Source organism: Burkholderia sp. Ac-20344 (assembly GCF_017104975.1).
Lineage (GTDB): Bacteria > Pseudomonadota > Gammaproteobacteria > Burkholderiales > Burkholderiaceae > Burkholderia.
Map to the genome: position 1 here is coordinate 1 of NZ_JAAGPP010000188.1, position 14,602 is coordinate 14,602.

Annotated in this window: 13 protein-coding genes and 1 pseudogene; 8 read left to right on the top strand and 6 right to left on the bottom strand. The window is 69.1% G+C overall.

The window, feature by feature from the left end; all coding sequences use genetic code 11:
• The 5 genes from G3N64_RS34735 to G3N64_RS34755 all read left to right on the top strand — a co-directional run.
• Window positions 1–517, top strand: a 517-nt coding sequence (locus G3N64_RS34735) for a 3-hydroxyacyl-CoA dehydrogenase family protein (protein WP_241021352.1), incomplete at its 5' end; no start/stop codon positions are given.
• Between the two features lie 59 nt (window positions 518–576).
• Complete coding sequence (gene paaK, locus G3N64_RS34740; protein WP_205788190.1) at window positions 577–1,899, top strand: phenylacetate--CoA ligase PaaK; 1,323 nt, start codon at window positions 577–579, stop codon at window positions 1,897–1,899.
• A 38-nt stretch (window positions 1,900–1,937) separates the two neighbouring features.
• On the top strand, window positions 1,938–2,738 hold the full coding sequence (locus G3N64_RS34745; RefSeq protein WP_205788191.1) for an enoyl-CoA hydratase-related protein: 801 nt from the start codon (window positions 1,938–1,940) through the stop codon (window positions 2,736–2,738).
• Between the two features lie 182 nt (window positions 2,739–2,920).
• Entirely contained in the window at window positions 2,921–3,592 is a 672-nt protein-coding gene (locus G3N64_RS34750; protein ID WP_205788192.1) for a MarC family protein, read from the top strand.
• A 177-nt stretch (window positions 3,593–3,769) separates the two neighbouring features.
• Window positions 3,770–4,750, top strand: a complete 981-nt coding sequence (locus tag G3N64_RS34755; RefSeq protein ID WP_205788193.1) for an aldo/keto reductase — start codon at window positions 3,770–3,772, stop codon at window positions 4,748–4,750.
• 25 nt (window positions 4,751–4,775) lie between these two features.
• Here the strand turns inward: G3N64_RS34755 and G3N64_RS34760 are convergent, their stop codons facing one another.
• The 5 genes from G3N64_RS34760 to G3N64_RS34780 all read right to left on the bottom strand — a co-directional run bounded on the left by G3N64_RS34760 (window position 4,776) and on the right by G3N64_RS34780 (window position 11,050).
• The gene (locus tag G3N64_RS34760; RefSeq protein WP_205788194.1) at window positions 4,776–5,642 is read right to left on the bottom strand and encodes a type II CAAX endopeptidase family protein; all 867 of its coding nucleotides are present in this window, start codon (window positions 5,640–5,642) and stop codon (window positions 4,776–4,778) included.
• A gap of 74 nt (window positions 5,643–5,716) precedes the next feature.
• Complete coding sequence (locus tag G3N64_RS34765; RefSeq protein ID WP_205788195.1) at window positions 5,717–6,373, bottom strand: VC0807 family protein; 657 nt, start codon at window positions 6,371–6,373, stop codon at window positions 5,717–5,719.
• A 142-nt stretch (window positions 6,374–6,515) separates the two neighbouring features.
• Entirely contained in the window at window positions 6,516–8,453 is a 1,938-nt protein-coding gene (locus tag G3N64_RS34770) for a HAMP domain-containing sensor histidine kinase (RefSeq protein WP_205788196.1), read from the bottom strand.
• A gap of 445 nt (window positions 8,454–8,898) precedes the next feature.
• On the bottom strand, window positions 8,899–9,963 hold the full coding sequence (locus G3N64_RS34775) for a 2,3-butanediol dehydrogenase (RefSeq protein WP_174929698.1): 1,065 nt from the start codon (window positions 9,961–9,963) through the stop codon (window positions 8,899–8,901).
• Between the two features lie 346 nt (window positions 9,964–10,309).
• Window positions 10,310–11,050, bottom strand: coding sequence for a GNAT family N-acetyltransferase (locus G3N64_RS34780; RefSeq protein ID WP_205788197.1), 741 nt, complete (start codon window positions 11,048–11,050; stop codon window positions 10,310–10,312).
• A gap of 213 nt (window positions 11,051–11,263) precedes the next feature.
• Here G3N64_RS34780 and G3N64_RS34785 point away from each other — a divergent pair, with 213 nt between their 5' ends.
• Together G3N64_RS34785 and G3N64_RS34790 are read left to right on the top strand one after the other, a co-directional pair.
• A complete protein-coding gene (locus tag G3N64_RS34785) occupies window positions 11,264–12,475 on the top strand; it encodes an MFS transporter (protein ID WP_205788198.1) in 1,212 nt (403 codons plus the stop codon).
• A 38-nt stretch (window positions 12,476–12,513) separates the two neighbouring features.
• Window positions 12,514–12,993, top strand: coding sequence for a DUF3331 domain-containing protein (locus G3N64_RS34790; RefSeq protein WP_205788199.1), 480 nt, complete (start codon window positions 12,514–12,516; stop codon window positions 12,991–12,993).
• Window positions 12,994–13,017: 24 nt separating this feature from the next.
• On the opposite strand, the gene G3N64_RS34795 is transcribed toward G3N64_RS34790, so the two are convergent.
• Window positions 13,018–14,220 (bottom strand): GNAT family N-acetyltransferase, encoded by a 1,203-nt coding sequence (locus G3N64_RS34795; RefSeq protein ID WP_241021354.1) that lies wholly within the window; start codon window positions 14,218–14,220, stop codon window positions 13,018–13,020.
• A gap of 209 nt (window positions 14,221–14,429) precedes the next feature.
• Here G3N64_RS34795 and G3N64_RS40030 point away from each other — a divergent pair.
• Window positions 14,430–14,602 (top strand): annotated as a pseudogene (locus G3N64_RS40030) (PLP-dependent aminotransferase family protein); the annotation flags it as partial.

The following is a 14,602-nucleotide window of genomic DNA, read 5'->3' on the forward strand; positions in this document are numbered from 1 at the left end:
GGCCGACGACCTGCTCGCGACGGCCGGCCGCGCGTCGATCGCGTTGACCGACGGCCGCACCGCGACCGCGCGCGCCGCGCAAACCGGCGTAGCCGATCTCGTGCTGGTCGACCTGGCGCGCGATTACGCGCAGGCCGGGCTCGTCGCGCTGACGCGTGCCCTTCAGTGCAGCGATGCGGCCTATGCGGATGCGGTCGGCCTGTTCCAGCAGGCGGGTTTTCGCGTCGTCGGCGTCGCGGACGTGCCGGGCATGGTCGCGATGCGCACCGTCGCGATGCTCGCGAACGAGGCGGCCGACACGGTCAACCAGGGCGTGTGCTCGCCCGCCGATCTCGATCTCGCGATGGAAAAGGGCGTGAACTACCCGTGCGGCCCGCTCGCGTGGGCCGATGCGATCGGCATCGGCCGCGTGCACCGCGTGCTGTCGAACCTGGCGGCGAGCTACGGCGAGGACCGCTATCGCGTGTCGCCGCGCATCGCCGCACTGCATGCGGCCGGCCGCACGTTCCGGTCGTAGCCGCCGGCCCCGTTACCCCGAACACGATAACGACATCACTCCATTGGAGGAGCACCCCGATGACTCACCCGACGCATCCCGCCGCCGCCCTCGAGCCGATCGAGACCGCCAGTCGCGACGAACTGCAGGCGCTGCAACTCGAGCGCCTCAAGTGGTCGCTGCGCCACGCATACGACAACGTTCCGCACTATCGCCGCACGTTCGATGCGGCCGGCGTGCATCCGGACGACCTGAAGTCGCTCGCCGATCTCGCGAAATTCCCGTTCTCGACCAAGAACGATCTGCGCGACAACTATCCGTTCGGGCTGTTTGCGGTGCCGCGCGAGCAGGTCGTGCGGGTGCACGCGTCGAGCGGCACGACGGGCAAGCCGACGGTGGTCGGCTACACCGCACGCGACATCGATACCTGGGCAAACGTGACCGCGCGCTCGATCCGCGCGGCCGGCGGCCGCCCGGGCGACACGCTGCACAACGCGTTCGGCTACGGGCTCTTCACGGGCGGCCTCGGGATTCACTACGGCGCGGAACGGCTCGGCTGCATGGTCGTGCCGATGTCGGGCGGGCAGACCGAGAAGCAGGTGCAACTGATCCGCGATTTCGAGCCGAAGATCATTCTCGTCACGCCGTCGTACATGCTGAACCTGATCGACGAGATGGTGCGGCAGGGGATGGATCCGGCCGAGTCGTCGCTGAAGATCGGCATCTTCGGCGCCGAGCCGTGGACGCAGGCGCTGCGTGAGGAAGTCGAGACGCGCGTGGGCATCGACGCGCTGGACATCTACGGGCTCTCGGAAGTGATGGGCCCGGGCGTCGCGTGCGAATGCGTCGAGACGAAGGACGGCCCGGTGATCTGGGAAGACCATTTCTATCCGGAGATCATCGATCCCGTCACGGGCGAAGTGCTGCCCGACGGCAGCCAGGGCGAGCTCGTGTTCACGTCGCTGACGAAGGAAGCGATGCCGGTGATCCGCTACCGCACGCGCGACCTCACCGCGCTGCTGCCGCCGACCGCCCGTGCGATGCGCCGTCTCGCGAAGATCACCGGCCGCTCCGACGACATGCTGATCGTGCGCGGCGTGAACGTGTTCCCGAGCCAGATCGAGGAGATCGTCGTCGCGCTGCCGCAGCTGTCGGGCCAGTTCCAGATCACGCTGTCGCGCGACGGTCACATGGACCGGCTCGACCTCGCGGTCGAACTGCGCTCGGAGGTGGCCGCGTCCGTCACCGACAGCGATCGCGCGGCGCTCGCACGCGAACTGCAGCACCGGATCAAGACGATGGTCGGCGTGTCGTCCGGCGTGACGGTGCTGGCCGCTGGCGGCATTCCCGCGACCGCGACCGGCAAGGCCCGGCGCGTGATCGATCGCCGCCAGGCCGCGTAATTCCGATATTTGCCGTTCTACCCGAGGAAACCTGTTCGATGGATGGATTGAAGACCCTGGCCGTCACGGTCGATACGCGCGCCATCGCAACCGTCGCGCTGCAGCGCGGCGACGTGCTCAACGCATTCGACGAGACGATGATCGCCGAACTGACCGACGCGTTCACCACGCTCGGCCGGCGCGACGACGTGCGCGCGATCGTGCTGCGTTCGGACGGCCGCGCGTTCTGCGCGGGCGCCGACCTGCAGTGGATGCAGCGCGCGAGCGCGAACGACGCGGCCGCGAACCTGCGCGATGCGGAGCGGTTCGCGGCGATGATGCGCGCGATCCGGCAATGCCCGAAGCCGACGGTGGCGCGCGTGCAGGGCCACGCGTTCGGCGGCGGCGTCGGCCTGTGCGCGGCGTGCGACATCGTGATCGCGAGCGATCACGCGCGCTTCTCGGTCAGCGAGGCGCGCTTCGGGATCCTGCCGGCCGTGATCGGCCCGTATCTGGTCGAGGCGGTCGGCCAGCGCCAGGCGCGCCGGCTCGCGCTGACGGCGACCCAGCTCGCCGCCGGCGAAGCGGTCGCGATCGGCCTGATTCATCAGGCCGTACCGCTCGATTCGCTCGACGAAGCACTCGACAAGACGCTCGCCGAACTCGGCCGCAACGGCCCGAACGCGCTGATGGAGATCAAGCGCTTCTTCGACGCGATCGGCGAGTATCCGCCGTCGGACGAGCGCGCGGCGTTCACCGCACAGACGATCTCCCGCGTGCGGGCGACGCCGGAAGCGAAGGAGGGCTTCGCGGCGTTTTTCGCGAAGCGGCCGCCGGCATGGGAGGCAGGCGGCGAGTAAGGGGAAACCAAGGGGAAACCAAGGGGAAATCAAGGGGAAATCAAGGGGAAATCAAGGGGAAGCGGCGACGATCGACGGCGCGGCGGGCCCGGCCGAATTTTGCGGCTCGGGCGCGTGCGCTTGCTCTACAATGCGTGACCTCCGGCGCGCTGCCGGCCCAGCCCCGACCGATTCTTCATCCGATGATCGTCAACCGCCTTATCTCCGAGATCCTGTTCGGCTTCACCGGCCTGATCGGCATCATCAACCCGATCGGCATCGCGTTCCTGTTTCTCGAACGGACCGAGGCGCTCACCGAGCAAGAACGCGATCTGCTCGCGAGGAAGGTCGCGTTCAACGCGTTCGTGGTGCTGATGGTTGCGTTCTTCGCCGGCACGCCGGTGCTGCATTTCTTCGGGATCTCGATGGAAGCGCTGCGGATCGGCGGCGGCTTCGCGGTTGCCGTGGCCGGCTGGCAGATGCTGAACGAACCCGACGGGCCGGGCGGCGGCGACACGCCGGTCAAGCCGATCGACGCGAACGCGATCATGACGCGCGCGTTCTTCCCGCTGACCATGCCGCTGACGGTCGGCCCCGGCTCGATCGCGACCGCGATCGCGCTGAATGCGAACCGCACGCACAAGCTGTCGGAGTTCGCGCTGTCGAGCATCGTGTCGATCGCCGTCTCCGCGCTGGTCGCAGTCGTGATCTGGCAGGTCTACAGCCGCTCCGCGCTGCTGTCGCGCTACCTCGGCAGCGAAGGCACCAAGGTCGCGAAGCGCGTGTCGGCGTTCCTGCTGCTGTGCATCGGCGTGCAGATCATGCTGACCGGCTTTTCCGCGTTCCTGCAGCCGATCGCCGACCAGGCCAAGTAAGCGGCCGGCGCCGCTGCGCAGCCGGCGCTCCGCACGACCCCTCGCGCTGACGAGCACGCCCTTCGTACGATGCGGCGACGCCGCACGCGTTTTTGCCGCCCGGGATACCATGCGACGGTCCGGCGGATGCGCGGCGCGCATCCGCCCGTCAGCTCAACTTCAATGGCGAGGCGTGCAATGGAATACGTGAAATTCGGATCGACAGGGCTGGAAGTGTCCAGGCTGGTGCTGGGTTGCATGACGTTCGGCGAACCGTCGCGCGGCACGCATCCGTGGACGCTGCCGGAAGCGGAGAGCCGGCCGATCATCCAGCGGGCGGTCGAAGCCGGCATCAACTTCTTCGATACCGCGAACATGTATTCGGACGGCACGTCGGAGGAGATCGTCGGCCGCGCGCTGCGCGATTTCGCGAAACGCGACGAGATCGTGATCGCGACCAAGGTGTTCTACCGGATGCGGCCGGGCCCGAACGGCGCGGGGTTGTCGCGCAAGGCGATCATGACCGACATCGACCAGAGCCTGAAGCGGCTCGGCACCGACTACGTCGATCTCTACCAGATTCACCGCTGGGACGACGGCACGCCGCTCGAGGAGACGCTCGAGGCGCTGCACGACGTCGTGAAGGCCGGCAAGGCGCGCTACATCGGCGCGTCGTCGATGTTCGCGTGGCAGTTCGCGAAGGCGCTGCACACGTCGAAGCAGCACGGCTGGACCCGCTTCGTCAGCATGCAGAACCACCTGAACCTGCTGTATCGGGAGGAAGAGCGGGAAATGCTGCCGCTGTGCGAAGACGAAGGGATCGCGGTGATTCCGTGGAGCCCGCTCGCGCGCGGCCGCCTGACGCGCAACTGGGACGAGTCGACCGGGCGGCAGCAGAGCGACGAGGTCGGCCAGCGCCTTTACGACGCGACGGCGGAGTCGGACAAGGCGGTCGTCGATGCCGTCGCGGCAATCGCGGCTGCACGCGGCGTGCCGCGTGCGCAGGTCGCGCTCGCCTGGGTCGCGCAGAAGCGCGGCGTCACCGCGCCGATCGTCGGCATTTCGAAGCCGCAGCAGCTGGACGACGCACTGGCCGCGCTCGAACTGAAACTGACCGACGACGAGATCGCCGCGCTCGAACGCCCGTACGTGCCGCACGCGGTCGCTGGGTTCAACTGAGCGGCAGCGGTGCCGCGCGCCGCGTTCAGTGTGCGGCGGCGAGCATCGGGTAGGTGAACAGGCCGAAGTGGACGACGTTGAGCCCCGCATGCGCGAGCGCGGACGCGAGCAGTCCGCCGCGCCGCCATGCGAGGCCATAGCCGACGCCGGCTACCGTGCCGAGCACGATCCATTGCCAGCCACCGGCCGCATGCGCGGCGCCGAACAGCACCGCGCCGATCGCAAGCGCGGCCCACGGCCCCCATGCGAACGCACGGAGCGCGCGCGTCAACCCGCCCTGCACGTAGCCGCGGAACAGCGCTTCCTCGGCGAGCGTCACGAGCAGCAGGTTGTTCACGAACCACAGCCAGCCTGACGGTGGCCACTTGGGTGCCCAGCCGACCATCCCGAACGCGAGCGCGCCGGCCAGGCACGCGGCGGCCGTTGCCACGGCCGCCACGGCACCCGTGCGCAGCGCGCGTGCCAGCGGGACGTCCGGCGCAACCCACGGCAGCACCCACACCAGCCACAGGCCGACGAGCGGCTTGTCCAGATTCAGGTACATCGTGAATGGCACGGCATCCGGCGTGAAGCGCGTCGGGCCGATGACGCGCGGATTGTGGAAGCCGGGAATCAGGTGCAGGCTGAGCGCGATCGCGAGCGCGGCAAAGACGACGTGCGCGGCGATGCGCACCGCGAGCGGGCGCTCGGGCATCACGCCCCAGGCGGCCGCGGCCAGCAGCGCGAGTGGCGCCAGCGTGAGCGGCGCGAGCTTGCCGAACGCCAGCGCGCACGCATAGCCGAGCGCGGCGAGGCCGACGCTCAGGCCGTGCTGCGGGCGATGCCACGCGAACGCGGCGGCCGCGAACAGGGCGAGCCAGATCGTGGCGGACGGAAGGAGCGAAAGGGACATGACGGGAGCAGCATGGGTCGGACGAGACGCCGCGCATCATACCGCAGCCGTCCCGCCATGCCGGCCGGGCGCCGTCAGCGGCCGGCGGTTTCGGTGACGCCGTCGCGACCCGGGATGTGGACGCTATTGCGCTCGCGCATCCGCCGCCGGTACCAGAATGTCCATAGCAGCAGGCAGCCGAACACGGCGTAGCCCATGATCGGCGACACGACCAGCACGCGTTCGACCGGCCAGGTTACGACCATCCAGCAGCGCAGCAGCATTTCCAGCGTCATGACCGCGCCCCAGACGAAGGTCATCCGCCGGAGCATCTGCCGCAGCCCCGGCTGCGCGTCCCAGACTGCTTCGAAATGCGCGGCGCCGCCATCCATCTCGCGGGCCACGGTGGCGCGGGCGAGATAGAAGATCAGCGGGCGTTCGCGGAACAGCGACAGCAGGAACACGATGCCGATCGTGCCCGACGCGAGCGATTCGCGCATCAGCAGCGTGCGCGGGCTGCCGCCGAGCGCCATCCCGAGGATCGACAGCGCGATGCCGAGCAGCACGACGGCCGCCACCGCGTCGACGCGGCGCGAGCGGATGAATTCGACGATCGACCAGATGATCGGCGGAATCGCGGACGCATACAGTGCGCCGGTTTCGCCGAAATACGGCTGCGCGGCCCGGTAGGCAACCCAGGGCAGCACGAGGTTGACGAAGAGTTCGAGAATCAGTCCGGCTCGCGGTTTCACGGTGCGCAATCCCACGCAGGTTGGGGCGAACGCGCAAAGGGCGTGGTGACCCCCGGTTGCCCCGAAAAGGGTTCGGTCCAGTATATCGAAGAATCGGGCGGGGCTGCGGTGCCGCGTCGGCCGCTTGCCGCCGGTGCCGGCGTCACGGCGTCGCCGCGGCCGGCAGCGTGATCGTGACCGTGGTGCCCTGCAGCACGACGCTGTGCACGTGGATGTGGCCTTCGTGCCGCTCGACGACTGCCTTGACGAACGCCATGCCGAGCCCGACGCCGCTGGTTTCCGGCTGGCCGGCGGTGCGGAAGCGCCGGTAGCGCTCGAACAGCCGCGTCTGGTCCGCGCTGCCGATCCCGCACCCGCTGTCGCGGATCGTGCAGCGCACGGTCTTGCCATCGGCGCCCGGCTCGACCTTGCATTCGACGCTCGTCAGCGGCGCGCTGTACTTGATGGCGTTGTCCAGCAGGTTGATCAGCGCGCGCGACAGCAGTGCCGGGTCACCCTGGACGATCGTGTCGTCGCGCCGCGGCACGTCGTCGACCGACATGGATTTCCGGTGCGCGAGCGGCCACACCGCGTCGCGCGCCTCGTTCATCAGGTCGGCGAGGTTGACCGGCACGCGTTCGTACTCGCTGGCCTCCGCACGCGAGAGCTGCGCGAAACCGTCGGCCATCGCCAGCGTGTGTCGCGCGAGCTTGCCGATTCTCGCGAACTGCTGCTTCATCTGCGCATCGCCCGCCCACCGTGCCTGTGTGTCGATCAGGATGATCAGCGATGTCAGCGGCGCGCGCATGTCGTGCGAGAACAGCGTCAGCATGTCGTTGCGCTGGCGCTCGAGCATGTCGCGGCGGACGGTCGCGTTGCGCAAGGTTTCCAGTGCGTCATGGATCCGCACGATCTCGGGCCCGATGCCGCGCGGTATCGCAACGTGCGACGTATCGCCGTCGCTGAGCGCGACGATCCGGCGGCCGAGCGCATCGAGCGGCTTCGACAGCAGCCGCTGCGTGCCGCGCGCGAGCGAGACCAGGATCGCGATGCACAGTGTCGTGGCGAACGCCGACAGCCCGACCTTGATCCGGGCCGTGTTCCGGCCGCCGGTCGCGCGGTGCCGGGCAAGGTCGATCACGCGGTCGCGCAGCCGTTCGCTCGGCCGGAAATGCGGCACGATCGCGCGGGAAAAGTCGGCCGCGCTCATCGCATAGGCGCCGTTCCGGCCGCCGGCGACGGTCACGTCGACGAGCGGCAGGATGTGCGCGTCGAAGGCCGCATTGAGCTGCGCGTATTCGCGTGCCACGTCGGGGTCGTCAAGCTGCGCGCCGATCGTGCCGTCGATCAGCGCGCGCAATTGCTCGATGCGGCCGCGCATCCGCATGATGTCCTCGAGCTGCGTGCGGTCGAGCGCCTGCCGCGCGAACATCGGCGCGACGAGCAGCGAGCCCGTGCGGCCCGCGTATTCGCGGAGATCGCCGAGGAGCCGCGCCAGCAGGATCGCACCCGACGTGCGCGGGTCGCGCATCGCGGTGTCGGTCATCGCGCCGTCGATCAGCAGCGACAGCGTGTCGACGATCCGGAACAGGCGTGCCTGCGCGTGCTGGATATCGTGAACGGTGCGTGACGCGAGCGGCCGCGCGTCGAGCGTATCGACTTCGGCACGCGCATCGGCGAGCGTGATCCGGACCGAGTCGAGTGCATGCAGCAGGGTGCTGCGTTCGCGATCGTCGAGCACGGTCGCCTGCGCGATGCTGGCGCGAAAGCGTTCGAGCGCGTGATCGGAACGTGTGCGCGCGGCGAGCAGGTTGCGGACCTCGGTGGCGCCGTCGTCGTGCCGGCGGACCAGCAGGTCGTTCGTCGGGCCGCGTTCGGCCGAGATCACGTTGGCGGCGCTCATCGCGCCGCGGACGAATTCGAAGCTCTGCAGATCGGCATTCTCTTGCCGGTATTGCCGGAAACTCCCCCAGATGATCGTGCCGCACAGCAAGGCCAGCAGCGTCGTGACGAGTGCGAAGCCGATATGCGTCTTCTGCTGGATCGTCAGCGATCGAACGTTGTACGCGTGTTCCCGGCTAAACGAGAAGGAACGATTCATGACACACCATGTTTGCAAGCTATCCCGGGTGGGCTCGTATTCTCGGCCTGTCGGCGCCGTGACGCCGTAAGGTTGTGTGGGGGGCGAGGGCCGCCTCCAAGGGGGCGGCAACGATTCCGGCAGGGAGGCCGGATCGCGTCTGGCACAGGATCACCTTGCGTCAATGTCCTGTCGACACAGGACGAATCACGCTTGATCCGGAGAAACCCTGATCGTGTATTGAAATCGTGGTGCGTTACGGCGGATGGTTTGGATTGCGAATTTTTTGATCGTCGTGTCTGCCGAGGTACGCGGCATCAGGCCGGCATCAGGTCGGCATCGGAAGACGGCAGCAGCGAAGGGGGCGCGCTGGAGGGGGGGCGGCAGGCACGTCGCCCGTGGACGGGCGACGTTTCAGGGGGCACGCGTGCCGCGGCGCGAATCGCTGCCGCGGCCGCGCGAGCGGTCAGGCGAGGGCGGGCTGAACGATGATCTTCACGTTCCGGTCCTTGTGGTTGACCAGTTCCTCGAAGCCGTGCGAGACGATGTCGCCGAGCGCGATGCGCCCGGTGATGAGCGGCTGCACGTCGATGCGGCCGTCCGCGATGAAGCGGATCACGTCCGCGAATTCGCCGTTGTACGCGAGCGAGCCGATCACTTCCTTCTCGGTCGACACGATGTCGAAGAAGTTGAACGGCGCCGGCTCCTCGAAGATGCCGACCATCACCGACTTGCCGGCCTTGCGGATCACGTCGATCGCGAGCTTCGCGGTGGTCGTGTGCCCGATGCACTCGAACGACACGTCGGCGCCGTAACCGCCGGTCAGCGCCTTGACTTCCGCGATCGCATCGGACGTCTTCGGATCGATGACGACGCTGGCGCCGACTTCGAGCGCCTTCTGCTTGCGTGCAGCCGACATTTCCAGCGCGATCACGCGACCGGCGCCCGCGGCCTTCGCGCACATGATCGTGCACAGGCCGATCGTGCCCGCGCCGACCACGACGACGGTCTGCCCGACGATGTTGCCGGCTTTCTTTACCGCATGCAGGCCGACCGCGAGCGGCTCGATCAGCGCACCGGCCTCGGTCGGGAAATCGTCGGGCAGCTTGTACAGCAACTCGGCCGGCACGTTCACGTATTCGGCGAATGCACCGTTGTTCATCAGCCCGGTGAACGCGAGGTTCTCGCAGATGTTGTACAGCCCATGCTTGCAATACCAGCAGGTGCCGCAATGCTGGCATGCGTCGGCCGTCACGCGGTCGCCGACCGCGAAGCCCGTCACGCCCGCGCCGAGTTCGGCGATTTCGCCGCTGAACTCGTGGCCGAGGATGCATTGGCCCTTCAGGCCCGTCAGCGGATGCGGCGCGTCGACCGGGATGAAGACGGGGCCTGCGACGTATTCGTGCAGGTCGGAACCGCAGATTCCGCACCAGTGCACGCGGATCGTGACCCAGCCTGCCGGCGGGCGCTCCGGAACGGGAACCTGTTCGACGCGGATGTCGTGGCGGCCGTGCCAGACGGCAGCTTTCATGCTGGGAGCGGTGGTCGATGCCGGTGTACTCACGTTGCTGTCTCCATCAGGTTGTCTTCGGGCGCGAGGCGTGGCTGCCGGGCGCCCGTCGCGCGATTGCGCGATCGACCGGTATGCAGGAACGGGGCCAGCTCGAGTGGGTGCGCCGGGCGGCGATTGGGCAGGATGGAAATGGCGCGGCGCACCATTGTCATGTGCATTGACAGGGAACGATGTCGCGGCGGCGTGGCGTGGAATTTGCTGCGATAGCGAAGCCGCACGCCGGATGAGACGCTGGGACGTTCGTCTCAGCGTAATGGGACGAATCGCGAGACGCGCCGGGATGGCCGGTGCGGTCCGATGCGGTTCAGGCGATGACTTCGTCGACCGTGACCGGTGCCAGCAGCATGAATCCGGCGGCGCGGTACAGCGGCAGGCCGGTCCCGGTCGACACGAGCCACACGCGCTGCGCGCCGCGTTGGCGTGCGTGCGCGACGATCGCGGCGAGCAGTTGCATCGCGAGGCCGCGGCGGCGGTACGCGTCTGCCGTCCCGACCCGGTCGACGACGATATCGCGCGCCGACGCAAAGCCGTAGCGCGCGGCGGCGGCGATCTGCCCGTCCAGCCGGTGCGCGAACAGGAATGCGTCCGGATTCGGCTGGAACGCCGGGAACGGGGCGCCCGCATTGAACGTAGCGACGTCACCCGGCGTGTGGCAGGCGAGCGCCTGCGCGAGTGCATCGTCGCCGGACAGCACGCCGATATCGGCGACCATGAAATGCTCGTCCGCCAGCCGGCGTGTCCGGCCTTGCAGCGCGGCCGGCAGCGGCGCGGCGCCGTAGCGCGTGATCCACGCGCCGACGGTGAACGGGCCGTCGCCGTACGCGGGCGCGCCCTCGATCACGAAGTGCTCGACAGGCCGCCCCATGCCGGCGTCGAACCGCACGACGTGGCCGTCCGGGCTGTCGTGCAGCGGCGCAGCGCGCCGGTCGCGTGCGGCGCAGTATCCGGCGATGAAGGTGCGCACGGCGGCCTTGCGATGGGGGAAGGTCGACCAGGCGGCGTCGAGCGGAAGCGAGGCGTCGGGAGCGGGAGAGGCGGTCGGCATGCGGTCGTATGCAACGTCGTCGGGGCGAAGCCGACAGCTTAGAGCAGGCGGCCGAACGCTGCCACGCGGGCCCATTGTCGCGATCGACGGAACGGATCGTTGCGCACATTCCCTCTTTACTTGAAGTTAACTTCAATTTGTATCATGTGCGCCAGTCCGATCGCGGACGCGTGACGCATCCCGTTGCACGCGGCCGCTTCGACGGAGGTGGAGATGACCGAATCGCCTGTCGCGGCCGATGCCGCCACGCTGCCGTCGCGCAGCTACCGGGCCGCCGTCGCGAACGTCGTGCTGGCGAGCATCGTGTCGGCGTTGCACGTCGGCAAGGCGACGATCGCGTTGCCGTCGCTCCAGCATGAGTTCGGCGGCTCGCTCGCTTCGCTGAGCGCGATCATGTCGGTGTTTCCGTTCGTCGGCGTGTTCGGCGGCATCGCGGCCGGCCTGCTGGTGCGGCGCTGGGGCGACCGGCTGCTGCTGATCGCGGGTCTCGTCATGCTCGGCCTGTCGAGTGTCGCCGGTGTATGGGCCGGCAGCTTCGCGCTGCTGCTGGCCACGCGCTTCGCCGAGGGGCTCGGTTTCGTGGTCGTGGTGGTCGCCGCGCCGGCCGTGCTGAATCGCGTGACGCCGCCCGAGCGGCGCAATCTCGCGTTCGGGCTGTGGAGCACGTTCATGCCGGCCGGCATGGCGTTGTCGATGGTGGTCGGGCCGCTGCTCGGCGGCTGGCGCAACGGCTGGCTCGCGGCCGCGGCGCTGACGCTCGTCGCGGCGGCTGCGGTGCCCCTCACGACGTCCGCCGATGTGCCGTCGCGGCAGGCTGCCGCGCCGCGCATCGGGCCCGCGCTGCGCGACGTGCTTGCGTCGCGCTCGACCACGTTGCTCGCGCTGGGTTTTGCCACCTACAACGTGCAGTTCTTCGCGGCGATGACGTTCCTGCCGGTGTTCCTGATGCAGCGCCTCGGCGTCGCGGTCGGCGCGGCGGGGTCGATCAGCGCGGCGATCGTCGCCGCGTGCGTGATCGGCAACCTGACAGCCGGTTGGCTCCTGTCGCGCGGCGCGCGGCCCGGGCTCGTGATGGCCGCGACGTCGATCGCGATCGGCGCGGCCGGCGCAGGGTTCTTCAGCACCGCCACGCCTGCACCGCTCGCGGTCGCGCTGGGTTTTGCGTTCTCGGCGATCGCGGGGATGCTGCCGGCGACGATCCTCGCATGCGCGCCGGGCTCCGCGCCGACGCCGTCGCTGGCGCCGCTCAGCATCGGCTGGGTCGTGCAGGGCAACTATCTCGGGCAGGTGATCGGGCCGCTGGCGATCGGCGCGATCGTCGGTGCATTCGGCTGGTCGGGCGGCATCGGGCTGATGGTCGCGGCCGCCGTCACCGGCGCGGCGATCGGCCTGTCGCTGCTGCGCGAACCGATGGGCCGGCGCTGAGCGCGGCGCCGTTCAACCTGCACGGAAATCCGTCAAGCATGCTCAACACCATGGAACGCCTGATTTGCGAAGAAGACCCGCCGTGCGATGCGCCGGCATGGGGCCAACACGATGCGATGCCGCCGCGTGGCGGCGTCGCGCATCCGCTCGTGACGATCGGCCGAGTGCCGGTTCCCGAGCACGCCGCAGCGGCCCTCTCGCCGTTGCGTCCGCAACTGTTCGTCACGGTGCTGGAGGCCGGCGACGATGCGTTGCTGATTCGCTGGGTCGAGAGCGGCCGGTGCCATTACGGCGAACAGCGCTGGCGCTTGCGGGTCGCGTTGCAGCCGGGCCGTTGCGCGATCTCGGGGCAGCCGATCGAGCCGGGCGAGCCGGTGTTCCGGCCCGTGCGGCGGCCCGTGCCGGCCAATGGCGACGAGATGATCCGCCCGGCGTCGGTGCCGGGCGCAACCGGCGTCGCCTGTGGCGTCACGGAGGAGGGTGACGACGCATACACGCCGGCCGACGTGCCCGGCTGAACGCCGGCCGGCCGAGGCGACGCGTTACTTCTTCACGTCGTGCCGGTACTGGATGAACCCGGCGTTGTTCGCGAGCTTGTCGTACAGCGCGCGCGCGGTCGTGTTGGTTTCGTGCGTGAGCCAGTACACGCGGCTCGCGCCGGCTTCGCGGGCATGGTCGTACACGGCCTCGATCAGCGCACCGCCTGCGCCCTGCCCGCGTGCGTCCGGCGCGGTGTACAGGTCCTGCAGGTAGCAGTACGGCCCTTCGGTCCAGCACGAGCGGTGGTAGATCGAATGCACGATCCCGACCAGCGCGCCCGATGCGTCGAATGCGCCGAGCACGAACATCGGCTCGGCGGGATCCATCAGGCGCGCCCACGTCGTCGCGAACACCGCATCGCTCAGCGCGGTGTCGTAGAACTTCTGATAACCCTGCCACAGCGGGCGCCACGCGGCTTCGTCGGCGGCGACGAGCGGGCGCACCGTCACGCGCGTCGCGTCGTGCGCGCGGCTGGCCGCATCGCGCTCGCGCGCCTGCGCGTGACGGATCGCGGTGAGCGACTGGCGCTGCTCGCCCTGCGGGTCGAAGTTCTCCGGTGCGAGCCATGCGTCGAACGCGGCGCGAATCTCCGGCCATTCGCCGTCGATGATCGAGAACCACGCGGTATCGCGATTGCGGCCGCGGTAGATGATCGCTTGCCGGAACGTGCCTTCGTAGCGGAAGCCGAGCCGTGCGGCGGCCTTGCGCGACGGCGCGTTCAGGTCGTCGCACTTCCATTCGTAGCGCCGGTAGCCGAGCGTGTCGAACGCGTACTTCATCAGCAGGAACTGCGCTTCGGTCGAGACGGGCGTGCGCTTGAGCAGCGGCGAGAACGTGACGGAGCCGACCTCGATCACGCCGTTGGCCGGATCGATGCGCATCAGCGCGAGCGTGCCGACCGCGCGGCCCGTGGCGCGGTCGATCACCGTGTAGTGCAGCGGATCCGGGCTCGCCTGTGCGGTACGCGCGTAGTCGCGGTAGCTCGATTCGTCGGCGTACGGGCCGTGCACGAGATAGGTCCAGTCGCTACCGTCCGGTGCCTGTGCGTAGGCGGCGTACAGGTCGGCCGCGTGGCGCTCGGCGTCGAGCGGCTCGAGCCGGCAGTAGCGGCCTTCGAGCACGATGCGGGCCGGGCGCGGGCGCGCGGACCAGTCGGGAACGGGGTGGCCGATGGGTTGCTGGAAAGCGTTGGTGAGCGTGGACAAGGGCGATCTCGCTTCGGTTGGCGGCCGGCGACATGCCGGCATGCAGACGATCGTAGTCTTGGCGAGGTACCATGAGAAGCGCCAGGGATCGGCAAATTTATGGTGCCACGAGCCGTGTGCTGCTGGTTGTCCGCAACCGGCCGTCCGCAACCGGCCGTCCGCAACTGGCCGTCCGCCACGTTCCGACACTTCCACGCTGCGATGTTCCGATGACGACTGTCCTTCCTTCCGGCGACGCACCGTTGCTGCCGCTCGACGCGCCGCTGGCGCGCACGCCGGGCGCACCGTCGCTGCAGCGCAATTTGCTGCGCCGCGTACGCGAGGCGATTCCCGGCGGCGCGATGCCGGCCGGCACGCGGCTGCCCGGCACGCGCGCGCTGGT

What these genes read in the sequence shown, in the direction of transcription:
- paaK (WP_205788190.1), top strand. Translation starts at nt 577, where the DNA reads ATGACTCACCCGACGCATCCCGCCGCCGCCCTCGAGCCGATCGAGACC.
- G3N64_RS34745 (WP_205788191.1), top strand. Translation starts at nt 1,938, where the DNA reads ATGGATGGATTGAAGACCCTGGCCGTCACGGTCGATACGCGCGCCATC.
- G3N64_RS34750 (WP_205788192.1), top strand. Translation starts at nt 2,921, where the DNA reads ATGATCGTCAACCGCCTTATCTCCGAGATCCTGTTCGGCTTCACCGGC.
- G3N64_RS34755 (WP_205788193.1), top strand. Translation starts at nt 3,770, where the DNA reads ATGGAATACGTGAAATTCGGATCGACAGGGCTGGAAGTGTCCAGGCTG.
- G3N64_RS34760 (WP_205788194.1), bottom strand. Translation starts at nt 5,642, where the DNA reads ATGTCCCTTTCGCTCCTTCCGTCCGCCACGATCTGGCTCGCCCTGTTC.
- G3N64_RS34770 (WP_205788196.1), bottom strand. Translation starts at nt 8,453, where the DNA reads ATGAATCGTTCCTTCTCGTTTAGCCGGGAACACGCGTACAACGTTCGA.
- G3N64_RS34775 (WP_174929698.1), bottom strand. Translation starts at nt 9,963, where the DNA reads ATGAAAGCTGCCGTCTGGCACGGCCGCCACGACATCCGCGTCGAACAG.
- G3N64_RS34780 (WP_205788197.1), bottom strand. Translation starts at nt 11,050, where the DNA reads ATGCCGACCGCCTCTCCCGCTCCCGACGCCTCGCTTCCGCTCGACGCC.
- G3N64_RS34785 (WP_205788198.1), top strand. Translation starts at nt 11,264, where the DNA reads ATGACCGAATCGCCTGTCGCGGCCGATGCCGCCACGCTGCCGTCGCGC.
- G3N64_RS34790 (WP_205788199.1), top strand. Translation starts at nt 12,514, where the DNA reads ATGCTCAACACCATGGAACGCCTGATTTGCGAAGAAGACCCGCCGTGC.